The organism is Bacillus cereus group sp. N14, from assembly GCF_016483555.1.
In the GTDB taxonomy this organism is placed as follows: Bacteria; Bacillota; Bacilli; order Bacillales; family Bacillaceae_G; genus Bacillus_A; species Bacillus_A wiedmannii.
Genome location: NZ_JAEHBQ010000005.1, coordinates 41,187 through 67,648 on the forward strand (window position 1 = coordinate 41,187; position 26,462 = coordinate 67,648).

A 26,462-nucleotide genomic window follows, 5' to 3' on the forward strand; every position below is an offset into this window, starting at 1 on the left:
GTAAATTCATGGGAAAGACCTAAAATAAAAATTCCGAAAACAAAAAGTGAATGGGTTGGAGATATTATTGGATATTCATTGTTCTTTGGATCAATCATTTTTTTGATTATCATTTGGGGAAGATTACCTGAGGAAGTACCTGCACATTATAACGCATATGGGGCTGTAGATCGTTGGGGATCAAAGTGGGAACTTTTACTTCTACCAGGAATAGGGGCATTCATACTCCTTCTCATGCAAACTTTAGAAAAGTTTCCAGAAGTTCATAACTATCCAAAAAGATTTAATGAATCGAATGCTAAACAGTTTTATTTAAATAGCAGAAAAATGCTTAATCAATTAAAAAATGTCTGTTTACTTATTTTTGCTTTCATCCAATTTGAAACAATTTCAATAGCTCTAGATTGGAGCGGCGGTTTTGGAAAATTATTTTTACCGATATTATTAATTGGGACAGCTATTCCAATTATTATAGGCATAATAAGGCAACGAAAAATTTCATAATGCGAACAACGATATTCGGTTATCAATCACTTTATGGAACGAAATTATATCAACAATAAGAATTCGGGAGGCTAATCCACATCAGCCTCCCGAATTCTTATTTATCCTCTAGCAATAACTCTTTCATTTCCTCTAACGACTCTTTCGTAAAGCCGAGTGCCTTTTCAGCATACGCTTCAACTGAACCGTATTGCTTTTTCACTTCATCAATCGCAGCTTGTAAATATTCAGCGCGCGCTTCAAACATTGCACCTAATATTGCTCTACTTTCATCGTTTTGTAATTTTGCACCTAAAAAGGCCATCATTTTTTCATTTAACTTTTCACGGAAACCATTACTTAGTAAGTAGTCTTCCATTACTGTTTTTTCTGGTACACCTAGTAAAAGTAATAATAATGCTGATCCAAATCCAGTACGGTCTTTTCCAGCTGTACAATGGTTTACTAACGGTAAGTTTTCCGGATTTTGCGCTAGTTTTAAGAAGCTCACGAATGCTTCATTACCACTTACGAAATCTTGATTCATTTTCACAAGGTACTCGCCTGGTTTCCCTAACATAGAAAGGTCACCAACTTGGAAAAATTCATTTATATTTAAGTCTTTCGCTAATTCTTGCATAACGGGTAAACACACTTGACGAGCGCCTGTAATTTCTGGGTTTGGCTTATGCTTTACCTCAAAATCTGTACGGTAATCACAAATTAACTTCAAGCCAGATTTTTGCAAATACGCAATATCCCATTCAGTTAGTCCTGCTAATTCTTCAGAACGGTACAACTTGCCCCATTTTACTTTACGGCCTTCAGTCGTTTCATATCCTCCCATATCACGGAAGTTAAACGCGCCTTGTAATGGCAATCTACGCTCAGCTACTGTTACTGCTTGTCCATTACTACCTACTAGTCTAAAATATGGACGCTCAGTTTCACTTAGATTTTCAATTGTATATGATGATTCTCCATTTACTGTTGCAAGTAATTCTCCAGTTTCTTCAATATGATCTGGTGAAGTACTCCAATAAATACGAACTTCTTCTATATTATTTTCCCACTTTATTTGTAACGTATGATCTTCATTTCTTTCTACAGTTGCTTGTAACCAATGTCTTTGCTGCTCCATTCTTTCACCAACGCTTTCTCGTATAATCGAATCTTTCTTTATTGTATTATAGAAATATCTATTTTGTCGTTCTCATTTTTCTTTTTATCTTACAAACAGGCAAGAAGTTCTTTTACTTGTTCAAAATTTGTACACGGATTCCCGTTAAACAAGTTCAAGAACCTTTTTCAGCCTCCTAAACCTTCCTCACATATCGCTCAGTAGAACTTAATAACTGACATCCATTCTTTTCAAAAACATCCTTCATCCACTCATTTTGTACATTTGTCTCGCCAATATAATAAGATGCGCCTATTTCTTTTAAGACAAACATTGCCCCTGTAAAGAACGCTGCTTCATATCCTTTATTTCGCATATTTGGAGAAACTGCGAAATACATGAGTTTCCCTTCTTCTAACGTACCTCTTTCAATATGTGGGATTACAATTCCTATCGGCTCTTCATCGACACTCGCTGTTAAACAATGCTCTTTCCATTGCTCACCAATTTCTTGTAGCATCATATTTACAAAGTGATCATAATCGATTTGTTCTCCCGTCACTTCATTCCACAGTGAATAAAAAACGTCTTCGCCTATCTCTTCAATAAGCTTAAAATCAATTTCACTCTCTACATCTTCTACTTCATATATATCCTTAAACACAATCATGTTTTCAGTGGCATATTCAAATGAATACGTTTCGAAACATTTCTTATACACATCATAATTTGGGCTTTTTGAAGAAATTTCAAAATGTAAGTTTTCTATTCCCTCTTTTTCAGCCTCAGCAACGCAATATTGCATTATTTCCTTTAATTTCTCTTCTGTAAAAGCCTCTGCATTATTTTCTTTTATTATGATAGAAGAAGCATTTCTTCTTATTTTAAAATGTTTTTCTAACTGTTCTATAGTCATCATATACTTCCCTCATCTATGTCATACTCGAATTTCTACTTGTTCTCCTTGCATGAGCAGGATTGTCCTTGAATATATAGAATACTAGAAAACATTGCATCTTTAAAGTGCGGAGGAGGTTCTCCATTGGATATTACAGCATTGCAACAACAGTTAGAGCTTATACAACAAAATGACTATACGCAACTGCAACATATAGATTTGAATGAGTTAACGCTCAATATGCTTCAGTATATCGGAACAACTGATAGTTACGTTCGTTACCAACTTATATATAAATGTTTTGCACATTTCATTCATCATGAATTCCTTATGGATGATCAGCTAAAATTACTTCTACAAACTTGTTTAAGTGATGAGTATTTATATTATGACATTTACACACCGCATACAGATGGGGTTTTCACACGTTCTTACACGGTTTCGTTACTTGCGTTAATACTACAATTCGCTAACTCGCACTACTTTTTTGCAGAAGAGGATATCGAAGAAATAAAAAACAAACTCATTACATACACAAACTTAGAAACGGATTTTCGAGGCTATATTGAAAATAAAGGATGGGCTCATTGTCTTGCCCACGTATCTGATGCCTTTACTGAAATTGTTCACAATTCCTATACGACCTTTGAATGGTATGAAGAATTAATTCATTGTTTATTAAATAAAATTTTTATCCCATCGGATCTATTTCATAATAATGAAGATGAACGAATTGTTACACCGTTACTATCGATGCTATATCATGATTTTCCGCAAGATGAGTTGATTTCAATTATTTATAAAAAAATAAAAAGGCTTCCTCAAATTAGAAAACGCCTTTCGCTTAATGAGTATTGTATATTATGTGCCAACATTAAAACCTTTTTACGCACATTATTTTTCAGAACGAAAGATGATCATAACTTAGCCTATACAGCACGTAAAACAGAAAGAATGTTAAAAGAACTTCCTAACTATTATTAACTATAAGGAGAACAACTATGGGTTATATTGAAGACATGAGAAATTTAGTAGGAAATCATCCACTTATTTTAATAGGTTCACACGCCATTATATTAAATGAGAAAGATGAAATATTACTGCAGCTACGTACAGATTTTAACCGCTGGGGCATTATTGGCGGCGCCTTAGAATATAACGAAACGTTAGAAGACGCTTTAAAGCGAGAAGTATATGAGGAAACTGGACTTATTATTAAAAATCCAGAACTATTCCGTACATACTCAGGACCAGATTTCTTTCAAATCTATCCAAACGGCAATCAAGTACACGGTGTACTCGTTGTTTATATTTGCCGCGAATTCAATGGCGAACTTGTATGCGACCAAATGGAATCGAAAGAACTACGCTTCTTTTCACTTGATGAGTTACCTAGTAATCTTCCTTCTGTTATTGAGAGGGTTATTACAGATTATCTAAAAAAACAAGGGAACGCTTAACGTTCCCTCTCAAATCCAATCCGTTTTTTTATTTCTGCTAAATTTACCCTCGCGATTTTTCTTGCTCGCTCAGCACCTTTTTCTAACGCTTCATATAATAAATTTGGCTCATTCATATACATAGCGTATTTCTCCCGAGGTCCTGCTAATTCGCGGTCTACAACGCGAAACAACTCTTTTTTCATATCGCCCCATCCGATTCCAGTTTCATACTTTTCGCGCATCGACTGTATTTCATCTTCCTTCGCAAATTCTTTATATATCATAAATAATGTTTCTAGTTCTTTCGGTTCATTTGGAAGTGAAGAATCTGTTTTGATTTTAAATATTAATTTTCGTAGTTTTTCTTGTTCTGCAAATAATGGGATTACATTCCCGTAACTTTTACTCATCTTCCTTCCATCAAGACCAGGTAAAATGGCACCTTCTTCTTGTATGACATACTCCGGAAGCGTAAATGTCATACCAAATGTATGATTAAAATACGTCGCAATATCACGCGCGATTTCAATATGCTGAATTTGGTCTTTTCCGACAGGTACATGAGTAGCTTGAAATAGTAATATGTCAGCTGCCATTAAAATCGGATACGTATATAATCCCATATTCACGCCTGCATCTACCTCTAAACCCGCTTCTTTATTTTGCTCCACCTTCGCCTTATATGCATGGGCACGGTTCATAATCCCTTTCGGAGTTAGGCAAGCTAATATCCAAGCTAATTCTAGAATCTCCGGCACTTCTGTTTGTCGGTAAAAAATAACATCTTCTCCAAGTCCGAGTGATAACCAAGTGGCTGCTACCTCTTTCGTATAATTACTAAACTGACTTGGATCATGTACAGCATTTAACGCATGATAATCCGCTATAAAATACAATGCTTTTCCTTCATTCTTCTTTGACATTTGTAATGCAGGTTTAATCGCACCAATATAATTTCCTAAATGAGGATAACCTGTCGGCTTAATTCCTGTTAACATTATTTTTTCACTCACTCTAACTCCTCCTTCCTTAAAATAAAAAGAGCCCCTCATCCTATAAAAAGGACGAGAGACTCCCGCGGTACCACCTTAATTAGCTATCATCATAGCTCACTTCAACTTCTTAACGTGAAGTAACCGTCTTTGCCTACTCATTTCAGCTAGAAGCTCCGGAGCCCATTCCACATTCATCCCTTACTGATTTCCACCACATATCAGCTCTCTGCAAAGTTTTGAATATGTACTCTTCTCTTTCGTTGCTTTTTCGTTATTTTTTACAGTTTATCACATTCCCTTTCCAATTAAACCCTAATTTTCTGTTTTATATAGCAGGAATTTTCACCTTGATTGTCTAATAATATATAGGTTTGCAGAAATACTCGAAACAACTTTGGAGGTTTTTTCATGGTAAAATATATATCCATTTTAGGTTCAACGGGATCCATTGGCACATCTGCATTAGATGTCGTTTCCGCTCATCCTGAACATTTTAAAATCGTCGGTTTAACCGCAAATTATAATATCGATCTTCTCGAAAAGCAAATCGAATCGTTTCAGCCTCGTATTGTAAGCGTAGCGACAAGAGAATTAGCGGACACATTGCGTTCTCGTATTTCAACAAATACAAAAATTACATATGGAACTGATGGTTTAATTGAAGTATCTACCCATCCTGATACAAATCTTGTATTAAGTTCAGTTGTCGGTGTTTCAGGTTTACTCCCAACAATTGAAGCATTAAAGGCGAAGAAAGATATCGCCATCGCTAACAAAGAAACTTTAGTTGCAGCTGGACATATCGTAACCGAACTAGCGAAACAAAACGGATGCCGCCTAATTCCAGTCGATAGTGAACATTCAGCTATTTTCCAATGTTTAAATGGGGAAAATAATAAGGAAATCGAAAAATTAATTGTTACAGCTTCTGGCGGCGCTTTTCGTGATAAAACACGTGAAGAAATGAAAACATTACAAGCGAAGGATGCTTTAAAACACCCAAACTGGTTAATGGGGGCAAAACTAACGATAGATTCTGCCACCTTAATGAATAAAGGGTTTGAAGTGATGGAAGCTAAGTGGCTATTCGATATTCCTTATGAAAAAATTGATGTTATGATTCATAAAGAAAGTATCATTCACTCTTTAGTAGAGTTTATTGATGGATCAGTCATGGCACAGCTCGGTGCCCCTGATATGAGAATGCCGATTCAATATGCATTTCACTACCCTACTCGACTACCTTCATCCTATGAAAAATTAAATTTATTAGAAATTGGTAGTTTGCATTTTGAAAAACCAAATTTAGAGAAGTTCCCCTGTCTACAATACGCATTTGAATGTGGCAAAATTGGCGGTACAACTCCAGCTGTATTAAATGCAGCGAATGAAATTGCAAATGCACTATTTCTTAAAAATGAAATTGCATTTTTCGATATCGAAAAAACAATTTACAATACAGTTGAGGCTCATCATAATGTAAAAGATCCTTCACTCGATGCTATATTAGAAGCTGATCAATGGGCACGCCAATACGCAAATCAATTCTTAATAAAAAAGAGCTAAAACAGTTTTATCTGTTTTAGCTATTTTTTTACGTATTTAACTTAACAAATCTATAACTATGCGTTACTAACACTTTTAATATCGCATATCCTGGAATTGCTAAAATAATCCCCATAATTCCAAATAAATTTCCGGCAGTTAAAATAATAAAAATGATAGTAATTGGGTGAATGTCTAGCTTTTTTCCCATAACTTGCGGAGAAATAAATTTACCTTCTGCTAATTGTACGACCATCATTACAATAATTACTTTTAACACCATTGATGGCGAGTCAATAAATGCGATAATTAATGCTGGTGTAATTGCAATGATTGGTCCTACGTATGGAACGATATTTACAATCATTGCTAAAATAGCAAGTAGTACCGCATATTTAATACCAATAATAAGGTAACCGATTAATAGCATAATACCGATAAACAAGCTAACGATAATTTGCCCTCTAATATACGAGCTAATCGCATAATGCATATCATCTAGTATTCTCATCGCTGCTGGATGTCTTTGTTCTGAAATAAACTTTAAAAAGTGGTTCGGTAATTGTTCACCATCTTTTAAAAGATAGAACAATATAAATGGAACCATTACAAACGTTAAAACGACCTCTGTAACAGTACTTAAAAATCCAGTTACATTTCCAGTTACTGATGATAACGACTTCGTAAAATCAACTGTGTAGTCTTTTACCATACTCGCTACATCAACATTTAAATTCTCTTGAATTTTCCCTAGTAAATTACTTTCCCCAAATCTACGTGCCGCTCGCTCAATTTCATGACCGAAATACGGTAAGTTATCTATTAATGCATCAATTTGATCTTTAATAATCGGGATTACTGTTACAACTAAAAACACAAATAATCCTAGTACTATTATATATATAGAAGCGATTGATACGATTCTTGAAACGCCTTTCTTTTCTAAAAGCGAAACGAATGGATGTAAAATATAAAATAGTACACCCGCTAATAATACAGGGAAGAAAATTGTTTTTAAAAAGACGATAAACGGAGTAAACACAAAAGAAATTTTCGTTAGCAATAATATGTTAATAAACAATAACGCAAATCCAAGTAACACCGCTAAATAATTTTGTTCTCTAAAAAACTTTTTCAACTTATCTCTTTTTCTTATATTTACTTTTTCCAATGAAACCACCTCTTCGAATGATGAAAAGCCCTTATTCAGGGCTCTTCATCATAATCTATATCTTTATTTTCTTGCAGCTTTCACTACAAATGATACAATAAGAATTAATACGATTGCTCCTAATAATGCTGGCACGACATGAATCCCACCAAATGATGGCCCAAAAGATCCAAATAATCTACCACCTAACGAAGCACCTAATAAACCTGCGATAATATTTCCAAACATACCACCCGGGAAATTTTTACCCGTTATAGAACCTGCAATTGCACCTATAATAGCACCAACTATTAATGTGATAATCCATCCCATCTTTAGTCCTCCATTTCTATTATGGTGTATTTCTTTTTGATACTAAATTATTATGTAACTATTATAATTATTATATCCAATAAAGAAAAATCTTGTCAAATCTATGAAAATAAAGCTTACAAGGAGGTTTTTACCGAGTGATTCAAAAATTAATAACAACTTCTCACAAAACCGCTACTTCTATTTTAAGCATTCAAATACCCGCTTATGAAATCGAGGCACAATATATAAATAGTACAGCTATCCCTCGCCTTTATGATACTGTAGCCGATATTCGATCATGTGATGAAATTTTCTACGGCTATTTTTATGAAGATACACTTGCCGGGTTTATTTCTTTTAAAATGGATGAAGAGGAAGTTGATATTCATCGTTTAGTAGTATCCCCCGATCATTTTCATAAAGGAATTGCTACAAAACTACTACTTTATGTATTTGACATGTTCTCCCCTTCACAAACATATATTGTACAAACAGGGAAAGAAAATACACCTGCTCTGTCTTTATATAAAAAACATGGATTTATTAAAATAAATGATATTATATTATCCGATGGAGTGGTTTTAACCTCACTAAAAAAAATCAGAAAACATCAAATAGTTTGACTCGTCGATTTATTTGTGTTATCTTTTACTTTATAAAACCTTTTGCTGAGTCCAAAATTTGGAGCGGGGGAACCATTTTTGTAGCCATGCTACTTGGGGCGAATCTTTTTTAAGTAGGGAAACTCTCACTTCCCGAGTCCGACAGCTAACCTCGTAAGCGTAATGGGAGAGGAAGGTGCTTTTTGCCTATGTTACACAGTGTACCTCCTTAATTATAAATATGGGATCGATACCAATAGACACCTATATTTATAGAAAAGGAGACATGTATAATGTTACGTTTATCTGATCACGCAATAAAAATGATGGAGCAAAGACTTCGACTCGAACAACATCGCACATATCAAGCAAATAAAGTTGTAGATAACTTACATCACAAATACTTCTTTCAGCATATTTTTCAACCGAAAAGATAAAGAAAAAAAACACAAGGTGTGTCTATACAGACATTCCTTGTGTTTTTTATATTTCTTATAGTATTCTCACTACATTTAAACTTGCCGTAATCGCACCTGCTATAGTCGTCACATGCCCTACACCTAACGGGCCATTTTGTAATATTAATGTTGAATTGGCGCTCGTTACATTCACAAGAAGTGTATTTGAAATGGCTGGTTCGATTACTACCGTTGATGTCGTCACATTTTGTATGAAACTCCCTGTTACTTGTGTTCCATTTAATAGCAACCTAACAGATACTGTCTCATTCCCACCAGTCGCGTCCCCTTGGAAATAGTAGCTTACTAAATATATTCCTGGTGTGGATACTGTGACAGTTGTAGCACTAGTTAAAGATACACCCGTTCCATATACAGTTGATCCAGAATTAATTGGGATGTTGGCGTTTGCTGCAATTGTACTTGTTGAGGTAGAGAAGAAATAGCCACCACCTGTTGATATGGCAGACGATCCAGTAGGACCTGTTGCGCCGGTTGCTCCCGTCGGACCTGTTGGACCTGTTACTCCCGCCTGACCAGTCGCACCGGTTGCTCCTCTTATCCCTTGTAACCCTGTCGGGCCGGTCGCACCAGTCACTCCCGTCGCTCCTGTTGCTCCGGTTGCCCCCGTCACACCTTGCGGACCTTGGATTCCTTGGATTCCTTGTGGGCCTGTTATTCCCGTCGGTCCGGTCGCTCCCGTTGGTCCCGTTATCCCTTGTGGACCTTGTATTCCTTGCACCCCTTGTGGACCAGTTGCTCCCGTCGGTCCTGTTGCTCCCGCCTGCCCCGTTACCCCTTGTGGACCTTGTATTCCTTGTGCCCCTGTTGGACCGGTTACCCCTTGTATACCTTGCACACCTTTAGGACCTTCTGCACCAGTTGGACCAATTTCTCCCTGCGGGCCTTGAATTCCTTGGGGGCCTTCTACACCAGTTGCTCCTGTTATTCCTTGGTTACCTTGAGAACCTTGTGCACCTTGCATTCCAACTACACCAACTACCCCTTGGGAACCTTGTGCTCCCCTTACACCTTGAGCGCCAGTAGGACCAGTTATGCCTTGTGAACCTTGTATTCCTATTGCACCTGTTCCTCCGGTTATACCCCGTGCACCTGTTCCTCCCGTTGGACCTGTTGGCCCCCCAGGTGGACCAGGTGGGCCAGATGGACCTGTCACTCCACTAGATGGACCAATTGGACCGGTTGTTCCCGTCGGACCACCGGGTGGTCCTTCTGGGCCTTGCATACCAATACTCCCTGTTGCTCCTGTTATCCCTCGTACTCCTTTTGCTCCTTGAAAACCTGTGGATCCGCTTACTCCTTGTATCCCTTGAATACCTTGTGGACCTTGAGGGCCTATTACACCTGTTATTCCCTTTATTCCGCTTATGCCTTGAGGGCCTTGTATTCCAGTAGAACCAGTTGGGCCAGTTACACCTTGTATCCCTTGATCACCTTGGTGTCCTTGCTCTCCAGTAATTCCTTGTATGCCTTGTGGACCTTCTTCTCCTTGTATACCTGTAGTTCCGTCCTCCCCTTGTATTCCTTGTGCTCCTTGGGTACCTTGCGAACCTGTTACACCTGTAATACCAGCTTCACCTATCACACCTTGCATTCCTTGTGCTCCCGTTTGTCCTCGCTCACCTATTTCTCCTTGTATCCCTTGGGCGCCTTGTATACCTTGACTACCAGCAGGGCCTGTAATTCCTTGTATTCCTTCTAGTCCTTGTAATCCAATATCGCCAACAGGACCTTGCTCTCCAATTAATCCTTGAGGACCTTGCAAACCAACTGGACCTGTTACACCTTGCTCTCCAGTATCACCAATGGCACCTTGTATTCCTTGAGCTCCCGTTGTTCCTCGCGAACCTTGTATGCCTTGAATACCTTGAGGGCCTTGTGGACCCGTTGCTCCTATCGGTCCAGTGATTCCCGGAGGCCCGACCGGACCTTCATGCCCTCCAGTTGGACCCGTTGGACCACTATTACCAGTTGGACCCGTTGCTCCTATAAGTGGAAGAGGCAGTGCCACTCCAAATTTTTTGCACTTTCTATGATGACGCACAACAATCCCCCTTCCCCAAAATAATTACACCTTTTATATGAAATGCATTTTTATAAGAAAAGTACACTCTGAACTCATTTTTTAAAAAATAAAGAAGCCTATCATTTCATTTATTTGAAATGATAGGCTTCTTTTTATAAAGCACTTTACTTTCTCGCCTTAATAATAAAAGTCGTTGGCACCATTCTAGCTTTATATAAAGAATAATATTTCGTAGACGGCTCAGCTCGTTCTTCATCAAATGAGCTAGATGGTTCAGGCTCTTCTATTCTCTCAATTGTAAATCCCGCTCTATTTAACTCATTTATGTATGTACTTATTTTTCTCTTATATAATGTCGCTTGTACATTTTCTCCTTTAAATGTTTCAAACGTAATAGGTGTTTCCTCATGGTATGAAGACTTTAAAACAATTTCTTCTGTACCATACTGTAAGTTTGAATACACTGGATGCTCCCAGCTAAAAATAAAACTTCCGCCTGGCTTTACATACGAATAAATTAGTTCCAACGTTTTTCTTAAATTCGAAGTCCAACCTAATGCATAAATGGAATATACAATATCAAAATACCCTTTCGGAATATCCCCTTCCTCTTCCATTGCTCCGCATATTAATTTTGGATTCCAACACTTTAACGTTTCACTCGCTGTTTTAATTTGTTCACTTGAAAGATCAAGCCCCCATACTTCCTCTGCCCCGTGTTCTGCCATATATTGCAACGAATGCCCACTTCCACATCCAATATCAAGAACCTTTTTATTTCTAATTGAATCGAACAAATGAATCTCATCTTCAGACGCTGTATACGGACCATATTTCGGTAAACAATCCACTTGAAAGAAATATGGTGCAACTGTATCCCAACACTTTTTATTTAAAGCTAACATTTGTGTACCTTTCATATTCTACATTCCCCCATCCAATTTTCTTCCCCTAATATAAATTACACATTATAACCCGATCTCCCTTTTCTCTTCGCCCGGTAATTTTTCACTTTCGCAATCGTACCGCACGCTCTTCCTCCGGCTTCTCCAGCATACATACCGCACCATCTTTTACTTCCATTTCGCGAATAATCATAAAATACCCAGCGACAATCTGGGCATGCTTTTAACCTTCCCCACAAATTTTCTTGAATCGCCATTAAAACAACGCTTAATACTTTTGTATATACATTCTCTTCGTGCACAGGCTCATATGTAATACCTTTCATATCTTCTTTTACATGTACATGAAATGGGTATTTCTCTAACCACTTTTGCAATGATCCTTCGCCTTCAACGGTTAACCGAATATCTTCTCGAAAACTTTTTAATTCCTCTATCGTATGAAATGGAACCTCTTCATGAAAATATTTTTTCATAAAGAGCTTTATATCCTCTTCTGTTTGCAGCATATCAATTGGCTCTCTCGTATCGTTTGGTATTTTCCATGTATTTAAAAATTCCCGAATATATTCTAATTCATTTGGTGCATTTTGATTCAATTCCATCCACCTTCTTCTTAAAATTTACTTTTTTCTGACTTTATGTATAATTATAATATAAAATAGTTTACCATTAAATAATTTTACTGGTTACAATATTAGGAGGAGTTCTATGAAAAGTTTCTCAATACCGATACGTTTCATGCTTATTTCTTCATTTTTTATGTCTTTTGGGTATTTTGCAGTATACGCATTTTTAGCTATTTATCTATTAAGCTTTCTTCATTTTTCTGCTGTTCAAGTAGGAACAGTGTTGACGGTTATGACAATCACATCACGAGTTGTCCCATTATTCTCAGGTTTAATTGCTGACAAAATAGGCTATATCATTATGATGATAGCCGGATTATTTTTAAGAGGAATCGGATTTATCGCTTTAGGAATATGCTCTGATTTCTATACAACTTCTATTTCTTCTGCACTTATTGGCTTCGGAACCGCATTTTACGAACCTGCTGCGCGCGCCATATTCGGCTCACAACCAGCTCATATGAGAAAAAATTTATTTACATATTTAAACCTTAGTTTTAATTGCGGTGCAATAATTGGACCAATTGCAGGAGGGTTCTTACTCTTACTCGATCCAATCTATGCTTTTTCTCTAACAGGATCTCTTATGCTGTTATTTGCTTTTATCTTTTACTTACTTAAAAATCACTTCCAAGTCACTACTGAAAATACGTCTATTACATTAGGGCTACAGGCTATCTTACAAAACAAATCTTTCCTTTTGTTTTCATTTATTATGATTTTCTTCTATATTATGTTTACTCAGCTTACTGTCGCACTTCCACTTCATATGAAAAACATTAGTAATAGCAACCAGCTTGCTACACTAGTTATTACGATAAATGCAATAACAGGCGTCATATTTATGGTATTATTTCGAAAACTATTTCATAAATACAATACACTTTCGATTATTAAATACGGTGTTTTATTAATGAGTATTTCCTTTTTACTCATTCCTTTATTTCAACACCCGTATTGGCTATTTATTTGTGTAATTTTATTTACAATTGGCGAAACACTCGTATTACCTAACGCTGATATTGCTATTGCAAATTACAGTAACGAATCATATACAGCTACTTACTTCGGATTTTATCAACTATCACTCGCATTTGGTTTTATCATCGGTAATTATACCGGTACATCTTTTACATCCAACTTAGGCGGAATGTATACACCATGGCTTATTTTCGGTGGAATAGGACTTATTGGTTTTATTTCACTACATATTTTAAATATTAAAAAAGGATTCCCTAAAGAAGATATATACCTATGTAATCACATTACAATTGAGATGGTACCTTTAGACAACCGGCCTATCATAAAAAAATTCGACCGTCATATTTGACAGCCGATTTTTTTATTCTTCATATTCAAGATGATTATGTCTTTTACAGCCAAATAAATAGCATCCCCCTATATAATCCGTTTCAAATTCTAACCCTGGAACGTATCCAGATTTGATACGTTCTATCATTGTTTTATAACAATTATTCTCTTCTGTATATTCCTCAATTAACTCTTTCTTATCTTTTTCTGTCCAGTTTTCTTCTACCTCTTCATTCTGAACGTCTTCTATTTCTTCTGTTTTCGCTTCAATAGATTCCCGTATAACTTCATTCATACGGGAGTAATTATTAGCTTTATATAGAGCATACACAAATCTACTAATCCAATTGGGACTTTTCCAGCATTCTTTGTATCCCTTTTCGAACCATTCAATTGCTTCTTTATAGCAATGCAACTCAACATATAAATCTGCTACATTAATTTCTCCTAAAAAATTATCAGATTTCCTGTTAAAAGCATCTAACTTCTCTTTCGCTTCTGTCGTTCGCTCTAAATCAATTAAACATTTTACATAGCAATACATGATATAGTCCGAATCCCCTGCAACTCGCAAGAAAAATTCCGAAGCTTTTTCCAGCTCTCCAAGGTTATAATGCGCTACAGCTACATTGTGATATGCTTCATTGGATGGTTGAATCGAAATAGACTTTTGTAATACTTCTTTCGCTTCTGTCCACTTTTCTTGTTTTATGTAAATGTCCCCTAAAATGTTATAAGGGAAGTATGAGGAAGGATTCAACTTAACAACTTCTTTTATTAATTCAAGAGCTTTATCATCATCCTCTTCCTCATAAAAATACATCCAAGCAAGATTATTGAGGGATTGTACACCTCTAGATTCGTGTACTGCTCGTTGAAACAGTTCCATCGCTTCCTCATATTTATTTTGTTCAAACATTTCAATTGCCTTCTCGTTAATGTTCAAGTAACTACCTCCGAAGTAAATGAATTCCTCTATTCCCTATCATTATTTTAAAATGTAAAAATTGTAATTTCCATAAAAAATAAATTCATTATCCTACATTTGGACATCCAATTTATAATGCCTTTAGCAACACCGCTTTCTAACGAAAATAGATACTTACTGTAAAAGTACTGATTCTCGGTCATAAGTAAGCTTTCCTATTATCCACAAATTGGATATATAACCTGTTTCACTTTACATATTATGCTACAATTAAAAAGAGTGCTAGCTAAACATTTACATAAAACACTACAAGCCTAGCAATGCCAAAATCAAAAATCACTTGAAATCGGGGGATGTTATGAAAAAGAAATTAGCTTTTCTTCTATTCACTGGAATCATATTATCCGGATGTTCAACTATAGCAGAAAATTCTTTAGAAACCGGGAAAGGCAGTATGGAATTATTAACACCAACGATTACAACAAAAGATAATGAATTAGAAATTAAGACTGAAGGTATTGATGAAAATAAAGTAACTTTTATTTATGTTGCCAATAAAAAAGTATTGGCACAAAAAATAAAGAATGGTGAATCCTACAAAGTTAACATTAAAGATATCGAGCACGCTCATAGGACAGATTACAAACCAAAAGTCCAACTTTTGCAAACGAAAGATGATACTCAAGATGGAGACATGGTAACCTTTAAACAAGTTAGATATACAGTTAAAAAAAATTAATTTTATAGGTATTTCATTATAAATGTAACGAACGAAAATTTACTTTTAACAGAGGGTAAATGTAAGGAGTGCTAGCATGAAAAGAAGATGGATTTATTGGTGGATTGGTAACATATTTTGGATTATAACGTTCGGGATATTGACAGCTATCATTTGGCTAAGAGAGGTTGATGGGACCGGTGTTACTCAAACACTTGAGCTGAAATTAATTGCCTTTATCGTTTTATTAATTGCATTTATATTACCACTAATTATTCAAGTTGTATGGTTAATTGTTAATCTGAGAAAGAGTAGAAAAAAATAATACATAAAAAAGAGAGGAATCTATTTTAATGTAGATTCCTCTCTTTTTTATATAGGGATTATGAAATGCTTTTACAGCTGCACAACTCCCTTTTCTTTACGATACATGTTCATCTTTCTTCTTCATTAATGCTCTTTTCTTCATCGCCTTCGTTAAATATCCGCCTTTAAATGAACGGATTTCATAAGAAGACATAAACGCTTTTGGTGCAATTTCATTAATAATTTCTAACAGTTCTTTTTCTCTAGAACGCTTTGCAACGATATCTAAGCGATAACGTATTGAATTAATTCCTTCGCCTTCAAATACTGTAACACCAAATCCAGAGTGACGTAGTTCATCTACTAATTCATTACAACGGTCTAGCAAACTAACTTGATACGTAATATATCCAATTGCTAATTTATTCTCTATATAACCGCCTAATAATAGTCCCGTACTAAAGCCAATGACATAGGCAATGATGTTCATCCAATTTGATAAATCTTGAAACACAATACCTAAACTGACAATGTAAATAGCTCCTTCTAACAATCCAACACCAGCAGCGGATCTTGTTTGATTCTTTACAAGCAAAATCGTACGGATTGTTAAAATTGGAACGTAAATAATTTGAAGCACAAAAATAAGTAACGCTTGTAACATTGGTATCCACCTCTTTCAAAAAGTCTTTTGTCATAATAACATACATAACCTTTAGAAATCGATGGGTTTTTTAATTTTTTTACATTATTTTTCATACTATTGAAAAACGTAAAAAAGAAGCGTATTATATTTGTCGTAAATTTGATTCTCTTCATTAGCTCGCTTAAACTCAAAAAAGGAACCCCACTAGGTCCCTTTCATCATAGCTCTATGTTTTTCGAAGCATGTTCCCTTTGCTTCTCTTCTTCCTTCACTAACTGCATATTTGCATAAGCTAAATTCGCAATCATTAAAAAGTGACCACCTAAAATGCCTGTACCGAATGCCCACATTTCCATTTCATGCTCAATTTCATACATGATAATAGCCCCTAAAATGGCTGCTGCAAATCGGTTTAGAACTCCTAATCCAGGAGCCTTTTCTTTCATGACGATACTTTTCCCAAGTTTCTCCACTCTGCGAGCTAATAACCAAAGGCAATATGCACTTACAGCTAATCCGATACCAAACCCTGTTACTTGTTTTCCAAACGGAGTAATCGTCCACATAAGTAGTAAACCACTAAAGATCACATACAATTGTAATCGATATACACGTAAGGCTGCTTGAATCAAAATATCCGCTCCTAATTTCGCATTTTTTATACTTTAGAAGAAAAGCAGCAACTTACACAGTTGCTGCTTTCTCTTCTTCTTGTTCTTGCTCCATCTTACGAATTTCAACACGTTTAATTTGGTAAGCGTCTTTTTCTAACACTTTAAATGCATACCCTTCCGCCTCAACATGTTGTCCTTCTTCAATTTCATGATTTTGCATCATAATCCAGCCACCGATTGTATCCACATCATCTTCTTCAATGTGTAATCCAAATAAATCTTTCACTTCGGAGATAAGCACTTTTCCATCAACGATTTTATGGTGCTCATTCACATGCTGAATTGGTGGTGCTTCATCTTCATCATATTCGTCACGAATTTCGCCGACGATTTCCTCCAAGATATCTTCAAGCGTTACAATTCCGGCTGTTCCTCCGTACTCATCATATAAAACAGCCATCGGAATTCGCTTCTTCTGCATTTGAAGTAATAAATCGTGAATTGGAGTTGTTTCCATCACTTCAATAATCGGACGCATATACGTGCGAATCGATGATAAATCTTCTTTATCGTTGTTCATATATCGAATAAAGAAATCTTTTACATTGACCATACCGATAATATCATCTTTATCTTCTCCAAAAATCGGATAACGTGTGTATCGTTCATTTTGGATTACTTTCATGTGTTCTTCTACTGAATCTTCCAGGTAGAAACCAATGATTTCTGTTCGCGGTACCATAATCTCTTTTGCAATACGATTATCAAATTCAAAAATGTTATTTACATACTTGTATTCAGCCTGATTAATTTCGCCACTTTCATAGCTATCTGAAAGGATAAGACGTAATTCTTCCTCTGTATGAGCTACTTCATGTTCTGAAGCTGGTTTTAAACCGAATAAGCCAGTTACAACACGAGCTGAACCGTTTAATACCCAAATAAATGGATACATGACTTTATAGAACATCATTAACGGACCTGCCAATAACAATGTTACTTGCTCAGCCTTTTGAATTGCCATCGTTTTCGGAGCTAATTCCCCTACTACAACGTGTAGATACGTCATTAGCATAAAAGCAAGACCAAATGTTAATACTGATGAAATAGAAGGATTTATGTTCCATTTCTCAAATAACGGGTGTAATAACTTTTCAATTGTCGGTTCACCTAACCAACCTAATCCCATAGCTGTAACTGTAATACCTAATTGACAAGCAGATAAATATTCATCTAAATTTGTTGTTACTTTTTTCGCTGCTAAAGCACCGCGTTTCCCTTCCGCAACAAGCTGATCAATACGACTTGAACGTACCTTTACAATCGCAAACTCTGCTGCTACGAAAAATCCAGTAAATGCGATTAAAATCGCAACCATGACTAAATTAAATATTTCCAATGAATCCCCTTAGTTTAAAAAACTAAGGTGTCCACCTCCTGTATACTATAATGTTTTCTTATTTGTTTATTAGAAAACATAGCCCGATACAAAAATTAAAGAGGTCGGATTTCACTTTTTCTATAATAATAGAGCAAGTGTCTGTATTAAAGCTGTCGTTTGACCAGATAAAGATTTCGATATTTTTTCACGTTGTGAATCAGTCAATCCATCTAAAAGCGGCTTTAACTCCGTTAACTCTGCTTCTAATTGATGAATATGGTCTGTCACTTCATTCACTTGTTTCGAAACGTGTTCATTGATACCGAGCAGCTTCTTCTTCTCCTCGATTTTCTCTTTAATCTCACAAAGCGGCATATGCATTTCTTTGCACTTCTCAATAAATTGTAATGTCTCAAATGCTGTTTCATCGTAATAGCGATAATTAGATTGAGATCGCTCCGCTTTTAAGATTCCTAGATTCGTATAATAATCAATCGTGCGTTTCGACACGTGAGCCATGAGAGCCAACTGTCCGATTCGATACACCTTCCCAACGATCTTCCCCCCTTGTTTATATTACTAACATCATACAATACATAAACTGTACAGTCAAACGTGACGGTTTATTATTCATAATTTATACAAAATTTATCGCCTTATCTTATATGACCTAACCTATTAATTTAACTATATAGCAAAATACTCAAATTCAAAAAACCAAAACGAACAAAATATAACTATGAAATTGCCCGTTCCTTTCTAATTTAAGTACATATCATAATAACATCGATATCAAATTCTTTTTAATTGAGAGGAACAAATGAAAGCTTTTATTCTTGCCGGTGGATTTTGTACACTTGGAAAACAATCGAGAGATTTTCTCCATGTGGATGACGTCGCTGATGCTCTCGTAACAGTATTAGAACACGACGTTACTGGCACAATCAATATCGCTTCTGGTCAATCAGTACAAATTAAAGAATTAACTTCTATATACTATACTTTCTTAAACAACCACCATTTTCTAAAGAATCCACTCCGTATAATAATCATCCCAATAAACTGAAAATTAAGTTATAATATCATTATAAAATATGAAGGAGGAATGCACGCATGTACTACAACACTTCATTCGAAAACGATCAACCTGTAGGCCGTCTATAAACTAAGACGGGCATTCATATAACACGTGCATTATGCCTCGTCTTAGGGAACTCATAATACCCTAAAAATAGACGGAGGTACTTTAACATGAAATAAACAATTTTAGGAGCTATATGTTTATCACTAGCAGCTAGTATATGGGGCGGTATGTATGTTGTTAGCAAATACGTACTCGACTTTATCCCACCACTGACACTCGTTTGGCTACGCTTTATCGTTGCTTTTGTTGTTTTATATGCAATTTTGAAAATAGCTGAGAAAAAGCAAAAGAAAAAAATAACCATACGCAAAAAAGATTGGCTATTATTCGCTTGGATTGGATTTATCGGATACTTCATTTCGATCACATGTCAATTTATCGGAACAAAATTATCTGATGCTCATACAGGCTCGTTAGTAACATCAGCCACCCCTGCATTTATGGTTATCTTTGCAGCGATCATTTTAAAAGAAAAGCTAACCGCTCGTAGACTGCTATCTACTATCATAGCGACAATTGGCGTCATTATCGTCATTGGATGGGATATTGAAATTGGCTCCTATTTTATCGGTACGATCATATTAGTCGGAGCCGCTATTACGTGGGCTTTACTATCCATTTATGTAAAGATTGCTTCAGTTCGATTTTCATCTTTAGTGATTACAACGTACGCCATATTCTTTTCACTCTTTTTCATTACACCTTTTATGATATGGGAACTACAATCAACCTATATCGAAACAGTAAATACGTACGTAATATTAGGCGTAATTTACTTAGGTGTCGTCTCAACGGCAGGTGCCTTTTTCCTTTGGAATAAAGGATTAGAATTAATGGACGCAAGCATCGGATCGTTATTTTTCTTCTTCCAACCTATCGTCGGATCGTTGCTTGGTTGGCTCTTATTAAATGAGACATTAAATAGTAACTTTTTTATTGGTGGTATTCTTATTATATGTAGTGTTTTCATTACTACTTTTGAAAAGAAATGAAAAAACAGGCAGAGATTCTTAATCTCTGCCTGTTCCATACTCTTTACGCACTCCAATGCGATGGACGGGACAACATTTTCGGCAATTTCGTATGTTTGTCCCCTTTCGCTGCATTAATTTGAACTTGCGTCAGAAAAATACTATTTGTAAAATCAGCCCCACGAATATCTGCATCTCGTAAATCTGCTCCGATAAGATCTGCTCCTCTTAAGTTTGCTCCATTTAAGTTAGCCGCAATTAAATAAGCTCCTCTTAAATTCGCTCCTTGCAAATCTTTCTTCTTCAAATTTGCTCCCATAAGATCTGCTCCGCGGTGACTCATTCGTTTCTTACGCGCGGCATTCATTTCCTTCAAAACTAGCTCACTCGTTTCTAAAAGTAATACATTTACTTCTGCACGATGTAATGGAATATTTACTTTCATTAACTCGTCCGCATTTAAATTTGAAAGGCACTCCGTCTCTTCAATCGCTTTACTTAGTTCTTTATGAATCGATTGTGTCGCCTTTAACAGAATAGCCTCATTCAAATACCACAGTATTTCATGAAGCTGATGCATAACTGGAAAAGCATCATACATTTCCCTTGCATGCTTAGCATCTTTCCGCCAATCAATCCCGTTAAACGTAACTTGCGAAATCTTCTGCCCAGCGCCAAAACACTCAAATACTGTACAACCTTTATAACCTTTTCCTCTAAGATCTTTATGTATGCTACATTTATAATCTGACTGTAAATTAGAACATGGCTTCCCACCATTTTTATTCACCGCAAAATCTACCGATGCTGCGAACGGTAACGCCACGCAACATAAACCGAAGCATTTTTCACAATTTGCTTTTAAATGATCGTTATGATTAGTCAAAATATATACCCCCTGTTGTCTTTTGACTATTTCATAATATTCCAACTGTAATAAATAATCAATTTTAAAATAAAATAGCATCTTTCATTTCAAATCGTAACTTTATCATTTGATTTCCTTTCAATTGAAAAAGACAGTTTCTATCTAATGAATTATAATTAAATTATAAATATTCAAACTAAAAGGAGACTTACTATGGCACTCGAAATGAAAACAAACTGTCAAATTTGCGATCAATCGCTCGAGCAAAATTCTGAAGCTTACATTTGCGTGTATGAATGTACATTTTGTGCACCATGTACAGAAGAAAGACAAAACGTTTGCCCAAACTGCGGCGGCGAGTTAGTACGTAGACCGAAAAAGAAACAATAAAAAGCAAAGCGATATCGCTTTGCTTTTTTTAGACTTATGAAATTATATCAACGATTTTTCAAATATATCGAACACAACTTAAATATTTAAAAATTTAACACAAACAGGCTCTGGCACAACAACGTCAGATTGGATAAGCGTTAACTTACCTGTAGATTCACTTCTTGAAAATAACACAAGATTATGTGATTTTTCATTTGTAGCAACAAGAAACTTTTCAGTCGGGTCTAACACAAAGTCCCTCGGCCAATTTCCTTCTGTAGATGTATGTGCAACAAATGTAAGCTGGCCTGCATTTTGATCCACACTGAAAACAGCAATACTATTATGACCACGATTACCCGCATATACAAAACGGCCGTCAGAAGAAATATGAATCGCACTTCCTTGACTATTGTCATCAAATTCTTTCGGCACTGTAGCAATGTACTGTAATTCTGTAAAGGACCCTTCTTCTGGATTATATGATAACGTAATGACTTCCGAACTCAGTTCAGTCATCACATAAGCGTGCCTTCCGTTCGGGTGAAAAGTAATATGTCTCGGACCACTTCCTGGTTTTACAGACAAGCTATTTACTTCTTTTAACTTACTATCTTTTATTTCATACGTAATGATTTTATCTATCCCTAAATCAACGCCCACTACATATTTTTCATCAGGAGTATATCCCGCGTAATGTGCATGTGGTTTTTCTTGTCTTTCTTTATTCGGACCTGAACCTTCATGTGTAATAATAGATGTGGCAGCATTTACAGTTCCAGCTTCTTCATTAACTACGAAAGACTCTATCGTTCCTTTATGGTAATTCGCTGTAACTACCGTACCATTTTCACTATCCACACTAATATGACAAGGAGAAGCCCCTTCTACTACTTGTCTGTTTTGTTCTGTTAGCTCTCCAGTATGACTATGAATCGAATAGGCAGCTACACCACCAGATTCGCCTTCCTTAACAACAGAATAGAGATATTGATTATTTTTGCTAATCGTTACATATGTAGGGTTATCTAGCTTTGCCGCAAGTGCTACATTACTAACTTTTTGTGCTTCTGTATTTAATGTAAAAGTATATATCCCTTCACTATTTTCTTTCGTGTACGTTCCAACATATCCAATAAACTCTTTGTTATCCGTCATTTTCATAACCCTCTCCCTATATTTTTCATTCACCATACTTCTTAAAATATTTTATGTTGAAAGAGTATCCTAAAAAATCGGAGTACCTCTTTATAAGTTACCATATTTCCCTGCCAAATAGCCTCTAAACCCACTTTTTCTGAAAAGCCGCTATACTCTCATATTCTTCTTCTAGATGACGGGCCAGACGAATATAGATCGGTATTAATTCTTTATATTTCTCCACACTTTCCATGTTTGGCTCATGATAAAAATTGGCACCTACCATATGAGAAACTACATGTAATGTATCTATTTCACCTAAACTATATAACCCGAGGATTGCCGCTCCTAAGCAAGAGCTTTCGAAACTTTCAGGAACATATACGTCTTGATGAAAAATATCCGCCATCATCTGTCTCCAAAGTTCCGATCTTGCAAAGCCACCTGTCGCTTGAATTTTTTTCGGTTCACCAATTAGCTCTTTTAAAGCAAGAAGAACTGTATACAAGTTATAAATGATTCCCTCTAAAACAGCACGGATAAGATGCTCTTTCTTATGATGTAGCCCAAGCCCAAAGAAAGATCCACGCGCATTCGCATTCCATAAAGGAGCTCTTTCTCCTGCTAAATACGGATGAAATAATAAACCATCCGATCCAGGATTCACTTTCGCTGCTATTTCAGTAAGCAATTCATAAGGATCTTTTCCTAAGCGCTTCCCATCCTCAACTTCTAACGTACATAATTGGTCGCGAACCCACCTAAAAATCATGCCACCATTATTAACCGGTCCACCAATTACCCAAAGGTCCTCAGTTAACGCGTAACAAAAAGTCCTACCTTTCGGATCCGTTACAGGCTGATTTGTTACAACTCGTACTGCACCGCTCGTACCAATTGTAATAGCAACAACCCCAGGTTCTATTGCATTCACACCTAAATTCGATAGTACTCCATCACTCGCACCGACTATAAAAGGAGTAGTAACAAGTACATTCATCTCTCTTGCAAGTTCTTCATTTATCCCGATTAAACTGTGCGTCGTTGGAACAACTGTAGATAGCTTTTCATCTGTAATTCCTGCAACACGAAGAACTTCTTCATCCCATTTTAAAGATTTCAAATTAAACATTCCTGTTGCTGATGCTATAGAATAATCAATTACATATTCCTTAAATAACTTATAGAACACATACTCTTTAATAGAAATGAATTTATAGCTTTTTGCAAACAATTCAGCATGTTCATTTTTAAGCCAAACTAATTTCGAAAGTGGTGACATAGCATGAATTGGTGTTCCAGTACGAAGGTAAATTTCATGACCATTCATATCATTCTTTATTTTTTCTGCCCAGCTTGCACTTCTATTATCTGCCCAAGTGATACATCTCGTTAACGGCTTCCCTACTTCGTCTACAGCAATGACACTATGCATGGCCGAACTAAAAGAAACACAAAGAACATCAACTGGCTGTATATTACTTGATCGTATAGTTTCTTTAATCGTATGTATGACCGCTTGAAAAATCTCTTCTGGATCTTGTTCTGCTATTTCTGGTGCGGGAGAATATAAAGGGTATTCAATTCCATGACTTGCAATAACTGATCCATCAATCGAAAACAAAACTGATTTTGTACTAGTTGTCCCAATATCTACACCAATCATGTATTTTGAGTTCACTATGTAACCCCTTTCAAAATATTCCTATAACAAAAGAGCCCCTGATTTATACAAAAAAGACGCTCCCTTATGAGAGCTACGTTTTAACAAACTTCACTCTCATAAGGAGGTCCTTTTTATAACTATAGTGCTATTTTGAAAAGCGACAGCCTCACCACATTATAACTTAGGCGCTTTCGCCCAATCCGCAGCAAACTTTTCAATACCTTGATCTGTTAGTGGATGCATAGCAAGTTGTTCAATGACTTTATAAGGAATTGTAGCAATATGTGCACCTGCCATCGCTACACGAGTGACATGGTCTGGGTGTCTGACAGAAGCCGCAATAATTTGTGTATCTAATTGATGCACATCGAATAATTCAGCAATTTTAGCAACTAATAGTACGCCATCTTCAGAAATATCATCTAAGCGACCTAAAAATGGAGAAACGTACGTTGCACCTGCTCGAGCAGCTAAAAGAGCTTGGTTCACAGTGAAAATAAGTGTAACGTTCGTTTTCACACCTTTTTCAGTAAGGTAGCGGCAAGCTTCTAATCCTGCTAGTGTCATCGGAAGTTTTATCGTGATGTTTTTATCGCCACCATTAATTTTAATCAGTTCTTCTGCTTGGGAGATCATTTCTTCAGCTGCTACAACATCTGGAGTTACTTCTGCCGAAACAGATTCAACGTTAGGTACTGCCTGACAAATTTCTGCAATACGGTCTTCAAACTTAATGCCTTCTTTCGCTACTAAAGACGGATTCGTTGTAACACCAGCTAAAACACCTAGTTTATATGCTTTTTTTATGTCCTCAAGATTTGCAGTATCAATAAAAAACTTCATGATTTATTCCCTCCATTTTTTAAACGTTAACGAGTTATACTTTTAAAATGTTTATTTCTTTTCTACTGCATGTCCGCCAAATTCATTGCGCAGTGCTGCTACAACTTTCCCTGTAAATGTATCATTATCTAATGAGCGGTAGCGCATTAATAGAGACATTGCGATAACAGGCGTTGCTGTTTGAAGGTCTAATGCTGTTTCTACTGTCCATTTCCCTTCACCAGAAGAATGCATAACGCCCTTAATTTCATCCAGTTTTGCATCTTTAGAAAATGCATTTTCAGTCAATTCCATTAACCATGAACGAATGACTGAACCGTTGTTCCATACTCTTGATACTTTTTCATAATCGTAATCAAATTCACTCTTCTCTAAAACCTCAAATCCTTCACCAATAGCAGCCATCATTCCGTATTCAATTCCGTTATGAATCATTTTTAAGAAGTGACCGCTACCAGCTTTCCCTGCATATAAGAATCCATTTTCTACAGCTGTATCACGGAAGATAGGTTCAACGATGTCCCAAGCTTCTTGATCTCCTCCGATCATGTAACAAGCACCATTACGAGCACCTTCCATTCCGCCAGAAGTTCCTGCATCCATAAAGTGAATACCATCTTTCTTTAATTGCTCATATCGGCGAATAGACTCTTTATAATGTGAATTACCAGCTTCAATTAAAATATCTCCTTTTGATAACAGCGGAGTAATCTCATTAATAACAGAATCAACAACAGCGTGCGGAACCATTACCCAAAGAATTCTTGGTGATTCCAATGATTGAACGAGTTCGCTTAAACTAGATACACCTGTAGCACCATACTCTTTCATTTCTTCCACCGCACTCGTATTTAAATCGAATGCCGCTACTTCATGTTTATGATCCATTAAATTCTTCCCTAAATTTAATCCCATTTTACCTAAACCAATTAATCCTACTCTCATAATATAATTCCTCCTTGAAT

At 36.1% G+C, this 26,462-nt stretch carries 29 protein-coding genes, 1 pseudogene, 1 riboswitch and 1 other annotated feature; of the genes and pseudogenes, 12 read left to right on the top strand and 18 right to left on the bottom strand.

What is annotated here, in order from left to right; all coding sequences use genetic code 11:
• Window positions 1-78: 78 nt before the first annotated feature.
• Window positions 79-504: a DUF1648 domain-containing protein gene (locus JDS82_RS09660; RefSeq protein WP_000464975.1), complete on the top strand. Its 426-nt coding sequence runs from the start codon at window positions 79-81 to the stop codon at window positions 502-504.
• A gap of 97 nt (window positions 505-601) precedes the next feature.
• Here the strand turns inward: JDS82_RS09660 and JDS82_RS09665 are convergent, their stop codons facing one another.
• Together JDS82_RS09665 and JDS82_RS09670 are read right to left on the bottom strand one after the other, a co-directional pair.
• The gene (locus JDS82_RS09665) at window positions 602-1,624 is read right to left on the bottom strand and encodes a tyrosine-protein phosphatase (protein ID WP_199713147.1); all 1,023 of its coding nucleotides are present in this window, start codon (window positions 1,622-1,624) and stop codon (window positions 602-604) included.
• A gap of 175 nt (window positions 1,625-1,799) precedes the next feature.
• Entirely contained in the window at window positions 1,800-2,522 is a 723-nt protein-coding gene (locus JDS82_RS09670; RefSeq protein ID WP_199713148.1) for a GNAT family N-acetyltransferase, read from the bottom strand.
• Window positions 2,523-2,645: 123 nt separating this feature from the next.
• On the opposite strand from JDS82_RS09670, the gene JDS82_RS09675 reads away from it, so the two are divergent.
• Together JDS82_RS09675 and JDS82_RS09680 are read left to right on the top strand one after the other, a co-directional pair.
• A complete protein-coding gene (locus JDS82_RS09675; RefSeq protein ID WP_199713149.1) occupies window positions 2,646-3,485 on the top strand; it encodes a DUF2785 domain-containing protein in 840 nt (279 codons plus the stop codon).
• Between the two features lie 17 nt (window positions 3,486-3,502).
• The gene (locus JDS82_RS09680; protein WP_199713150.1) at window positions 3,503-3,961 is read left to right on the top strand and encodes an NUDIX hydrolase; all 459 of its coding nucleotides are present in this window, start codon (window positions 3,503-3,505) and stop codon (window positions 3,959-3,961) included.
• Here JDS82_RS09680 and JDS82_RS09685 read toward each other — a convergent pair.
• On the bottom strand, window positions 3,958-4,995 hold the full coding sequence (locus tag JDS82_RS09685) for a tryptophan--tRNA ligase (protein WP_199713151.1): 1,038 nt from the start codon (window positions 4,993-4,995) through the stop codon (window positions 3,958-3,960). The two genes, JDS82_RS09680 and JDS82_RS09685, sit on opposite strands and share 4 nt — an antisense overlap.
• A 5-nt stretch (window positions 4,996-5,000) precedes the next feature.
• Window positions 5,001-5,208 (bottom strand) — a binding site (T-box leader).
• A 138-nt stretch (window positions 5,209-5,346) separates the two neighbouring features.
• On the opposite strand from JDS82_RS09685, the gene JDS82_RS09690 reads away from it, so the two are divergent.
• Window positions 5,347-6,504, top strand: a complete 1,158-nt coding sequence (locus tag JDS82_RS09690) for a 1-deoxy-D-xylulose-5-phosphate reductoisomerase (RefSeq protein ID WP_000241781.1) — start codon at window positions 5,347-5,349, stop codon at window positions 6,502-6,504.
• Window positions 6,505-6,532: 28 nt separating this feature from the next.
• Here the strand turns inward: JDS82_RS09690 and JDS82_RS09695 are convergent, their stop codons facing one another.
• Both JDS82_RS09695 and JDS82_RS09700 read right to left on the bottom strand, forming a co-directional pair.
• The gene (locus JDS82_RS09695; RefSeq protein ID WP_000416920.1) at window positions 6,533-7,654 is read right to left on the bottom strand and encodes an AI-2E family transporter; all 1,122 of its coding nucleotides are present in this window, start codon (window positions 7,652-7,654) and stop codon (window positions 6,533-6,535) included.
• Window positions 7,655-7,717: 63 nt separating this feature from the next.
• Complete coding sequence (locus tag JDS82_RS09700) at window positions 7,718-7,966, bottom strand: GlsB/YeaQ/YmgE family stress response membrane protein (protein WP_000539721.1); 249 nt, start codon at window positions 7,964-7,966, stop codon at window positions 7,718-7,720.
• Between the two features lie 137 nt (window positions 7,967-8,103).
• Here JDS82_RS09700 and JDS82_RS09705 point away from each other — a divergent pair, with 137 nt between their 5' ends.
• Both JDS82_RS09705 and JDS82_RS09710 read left to right on the top strand, forming a co-directional pair.
• A complete protein-coding gene (locus JDS82_RS09705; protein ID WP_199713152.1) occupies window positions 8,104-8,571 on the top strand; it encodes a GNAT family N-acetyltransferase in 468 nt (155 codons plus the stop codon).
• Between the two features lie 33 nt (window positions 8,572-8,604).
• A riboswitch (cyclic di-AMP (ydaO/yuaA leader) is annotated at window positions 8,605-8,747 on the top strand.
• Between the two features lie 96 nt (window positions 8,748-8,843).
• Window positions 8,844-8,987, top strand: coding sequence for a hypothetical protein (locus JDS82_RS09710; protein ID WP_000945246.1), 144 nt, complete (start codon window positions 8,844-8,846; stop codon window positions 8,985-8,987).
• A gap of 55 nt (window positions 8,988-9,042) precedes the next feature.
• On the opposite strand, the gene JDS82_RS09715 is transcribed toward JDS82_RS09710, so the two are convergent.
• The 3 genes from JDS82_RS09715 to JDS82_RS09725 form a co-directional block, all read right to left on the bottom strand.
• Entirely contained in the window at window positions 9,043-11,073 is a 2,031-nt protein-coding gene (locus tag JDS82_RS09715; protein WP_199713153.1) for a collagen-like protein, read from the bottom strand.
• 146 nt (window positions 11,074-11,219) lie between these two features.
• Window positions 11,220-11,975 carry a class I SAM-dependent methyltransferase gene (locus tag JDS82_RS09720; protein WP_199713154.1) on the bottom strand — a complete coding sequence of 252 codons (756 nt, stop codon included), beginning with the start codon at window positions 11,973-11,975 and terminating at the stop codon, window positions 11,220-11,222.
• Between the two features lie 41 nt (window positions 11,976-12,016).
• Entirely contained in the window at window positions 12,017-12,559 is a 543-nt protein-coding gene (locus tag JDS82_RS09725) for a CGNR zinc finger domain-containing protein (RefSeq protein ID WP_199713155.1), read from the bottom strand.
• A 112-nt stretch (window positions 12,560-12,671) separates the two neighbouring features.
• Between JDS82_RS09725 and JDS82_RS09730 the strand changes: the two genes are divergently transcribed.
• Window positions 12,672-13,919 (top strand): MDR family MFS transporter, encoded by a 1,248-nt coding sequence (locus JDS82_RS09730; protein WP_000834831.1) that lies wholly within the window; start codon window positions 12,672-12,674, stop codon window positions 13,917-13,919.
• A gap of 12 nt (window positions 13,920-13,931) precedes the next feature.
• Here JDS82_RS09730 and JDS82_RS09735 read toward each other — a convergent pair whose 3' ends face one another.
• A complete protein-coding gene (locus JDS82_RS09735; protein WP_098057229.1) occupies window positions 13,932-14,846 on the bottom strand; it encodes a tetratricopeptide repeat protein in 915 nt (304 codons plus the stop codon).
• Between the two features lie 340 nt (window positions 14,847-15,186).
• Between JDS82_RS09735 and JDS82_RS09740 the strand changes: the two genes are divergently transcribed.
• Both JDS82_RS09740 and JDS82_RS09745 read left to right on the top strand, forming a co-directional pair.
• Window positions 15,187-15,567 carry a hypothetical protein gene (locus JDS82_RS09740; RefSeq protein ID WP_000727606.1) on the top strand — a complete coding sequence of 127 codons (381 nt, stop codon included), beginning with the start codon at window positions 15,187-15,189 and terminating at the stop codon, window positions 15,565-15,567.
• 76 nt (window positions 15,568-15,643) lie between these two features.
• A complete protein-coding gene (locus JDS82_RS09745) occupies window positions 15,644-15,871 on the top strand; it encodes a DUF3923 family protein (RefSeq protein WP_000830333.1) in 228 nt (75 codons plus the stop codon).
• 96 nt (window positions 15,872-15,967) lie between these two features.
• Here the strand turns inward: JDS82_RS09745 and JDS82_RS09750 are convergent, their stop codons facing one another.
• The 4 genes from JDS82_RS09750 to JDS82_RS09765 form a co-directional block, all read right to left on the bottom strand.
• Complete coding sequence (locus JDS82_RS09750) at window positions 15,968-16,516, bottom strand: DUF2179 domain-containing protein (RefSeq protein ID WP_000938437.1); 549 nt, start codon at window positions 16,514-16,516, stop codon at window positions 15,968-15,970.
• Window positions 16,517-16,716: 200 nt separating this feature from the next.
• Window positions 16,717-17,130 (bottom strand): ATP synthase subunit I, encoded by a 414-nt coding sequence (locus JDS82_RS09755; protein WP_000613585.1) that lies wholly within the window; start codon window positions 17,128-17,130, stop codon window positions 16,717-16,719.
• Window positions 17,131-17,182: 52 nt separating this feature from the next.
• On the bottom strand, window positions 17,183-18,511 hold the full coding sequence (locus JDS82_RS09760; RefSeq protein ID WP_000402265.1) for a hemolysin family protein: 1,329 nt from the start codon (window positions 18,509-18,511) through the stop codon (window positions 17,183-17,185).
• Between the two features lie 120 nt (window positions 18,512-18,631).
• Window positions 18,632-19,039 (bottom strand): MerR family transcriptional regulator, encoded by a 408-nt coding sequence (locus tag JDS82_RS09765; RefSeq protein WP_000285633.1) that lies wholly within the window; start codon window positions 19,037-19,039, stop codon window positions 18,632-18,634.
• A 304-nt stretch (window positions 19,040-19,343) separates the two neighbouring features.
• Here JDS82_RS09765 and JDS82_RS09770 point away from each other — a divergent pair.
• Both JDS82_RS09770 and JDS82_RS09775 read left to right on the top strand, forming a co-directional pair.
• Window positions 19,344-19,523 (top strand): annotated as a pseudogene (locus JDS82_RS09770) (NAD-dependent epimerase/dehydratase family protein); the annotation flags it as partial.
• A 233-nt stretch (window positions 19,524-19,756) separates the two neighbouring features.
• Window positions 19,757-20,629, top strand: a complete 873-nt coding sequence (locus JDS82_RS09775) for a DMT family transporter (RefSeq protein ID WP_346011106.1) — start codon at window positions 19,757-19,759, stop codon at window positions 20,627-20,629.
• A gap of 43 nt (window positions 20,630-20,672) precedes the next feature.
• On the opposite strand, the gene JDS82_RS09780 is transcribed toward JDS82_RS09775, so the two are convergent.
• Window positions 20,673-21,494 carry a pentapeptide repeat-containing protein gene (locus JDS82_RS09780; RefSeq protein ID WP_199713156.1) on the bottom strand — a complete coding sequence of 274 codons (822 nt, stop codon included), beginning with the start codon at window positions 21,492-21,494 and terminating at the stop codon, window positions 20,673-20,675.
• 195 nt (window positions 21,495-21,689) lie between these two features.
• Between JDS82_RS09780 and JDS82_RS09785 the strand changes: the two genes are divergently transcribed.
• Window positions 21,690-21,866, top strand: coding sequence for a DUF1272 domain-containing protein (locus JDS82_RS09785; RefSeq protein WP_016080876.1), 177 nt, complete (start codon window positions 21,690-21,692; stop codon window positions 21,864-21,866).
• Between the two features lie 78 nt (window positions 21,867-21,944).
• On the opposite strand, the gene JDS82_RS09790 is transcribed toward JDS82_RS09785, so the two are convergent.
• From JDS82_RS09790 to gnd, 4 genes are all read right to left on the bottom strand, one after another.
• Window positions 21,945-23,006, bottom strand: coding sequence for a lactonase family protein (locus tag JDS82_RS09790; protein ID WP_199713226.1), 1,062 nt, complete (start codon window positions 23,004-23,006; stop codon window positions 21,945-21,947).
• A gap of 124 nt (window positions 23,007-23,130) precedes the next feature.
• The gene (gntK, locus tag JDS82_RS09795; protein WP_199713227.1) at window positions 23,131-24,672 is read right to left on the bottom strand and encodes a gluconokinase; all 1,542 of its coding nucleotides are present in this window, start codon (window positions 24,670-24,672) and stop codon (window positions 23,131-23,133) included.
• Window positions 24,673-24,828: 156 nt separating this feature from the next.
• Complete coding sequence (gene fsa / locus JDS82_RS09800; protein ID WP_000667685.1) at window positions 24,829-25,497, bottom strand: fructose-6-phosphate aldolase; 669 nt, start codon at window positions 25,495-25,497, stop codon at window positions 24,829-24,831.
• Between the two features lie 51 nt (window positions 25,498-25,548).
• Window positions 25,549-26,442, bottom strand: a complete 894-nt coding sequence (gene gnd, locus JDS82_RS09805; protein WP_048560046.1) for a phosphogluconate dehydrogenase (NAD(+)-dependent, decarboxylating) — start codon at window positions 26,440-26,442, stop codon at window positions 25,549-25,551.
• Between the last annotated feature and the right edge of the window lie 20 nt (window positions 26,443-26,462).

What these genes read in the sequence shown, in the direction of transcription:
- JDS82_RS09680 (WP_199713150.1), top strand. Translation starts at nt 3,503, where the DNA reads ATGGGTTATATTGAAGACATGAGAAATTTAGTAGGAAATCATCCACTT.
- JDS82_RS09685 (WP_199713151.1), bottom strand. Translation starts at nt 4,995, where the DNA reads ATGAGGGGCTCTTTTTATTTTAAGGAAGGAGGAGTTAGAGTGAGTGAA.
- JDS82_RS09670 (WP_199713148.1), bottom strand. Translation starts at nt 2,522, where the DNA reads ATGATGACTATAGAACAGTTAGAAAAACATTTTAAAATAAGAAGAAAT.
- JDS82_RS09665 (WP_199713147.1), bottom strand. Translation starts at nt 1,624, where the DNA reads ATGGAGCAGCAAAGACATTGGTTACAAGCAACTGTAGAAAGAAATGAA.
- gnd (WP_048560046.1), bottom strand. Translation starts at nt 26,442, where the DNA reads ATGAGAGTAGGATTAATTGGTTTAGGTAAAATGGGATTAAATTTAGGG.
- JDS82_RS09690 (WP_000241781.1), top strand. Translation starts at nt 5,347, where the DNA reads ATGGTAAAATATATATCCATTTTAGGTTCAACGGGATCCATTGGCACA.
- JDS82_RS09730 (WP_000834831.1), top strand. Translation starts at nt 12,672, where the DNA reads ATGAAAAGTTTCTCAATACCGATACGTTTCATGCTTATTTCTTCATTT.
- JDS82_RS09720 (WP_199713154.1), bottom strand. Translation starts at nt 11,975, where the DNA reads ATGAAAGGTACACAAATGTTAGCTTTAAATAAAAAGTGTTGGGATACA.
- JDS82_RS09710 (WP_000945246.1), top strand. Translation starts at nt 8,844, where the DNA reads ATGTTACGTTTATCTGATCACGCAATAAAAATGATGGAGCAAAGACTT.
- JDS82_RS09745 (WP_000830333.1), top strand. Translation starts at nt 15,644, where the DNA reads ATGAAAAGAAGATGGATTTATTGGTGGATTGGTAACATATTTTGGATT.
- JDS82_RS09790 (WP_199713226.1), bottom strand. Translation starts at nt 23,006, where the DNA reads ATGACGGATAACAAAGAGTTTATTGGATATGTTGGAACGTACACGAAA.
- fsa (WP_000667685.1), bottom strand. Translation starts at nt 25,497, where the DNA reads ATGAAGTTTTTTATTGATACTGCAAATCTTGAGGACATAAAAAAAGCA.
- JDS82_RS09740 (WP_000727606.1), top strand. Translation starts at nt 15,187, where the DNA reads ATGAAAAAGAAATTAGCTTTTCTTCTATTCACTGGAATCATATTATCC.
- JDS82_RS09785 (WP_016080876.1), top strand. Translation starts at nt 21,690, where the DNA reads ATGGCACTCGAAATGAAAACAAACTGTCAAATTTGCGATCAATCGCTC.
- JDS82_RS09750 (WP_000938437.1), bottom strand. Translation starts at nt 16,516, where the DNA reads ATGTTACAAGCGTTACTTATTTTTGTGCTTCAAATTATTTACGTTCCA.
- JDS82_RS09700 (WP_000539721.1), bottom strand. Translation starts at nt 7,966, where the DNA reads ATGGGATGGATTATCACATTAATAGTTGGTGCTATTATAGGTGCAATT.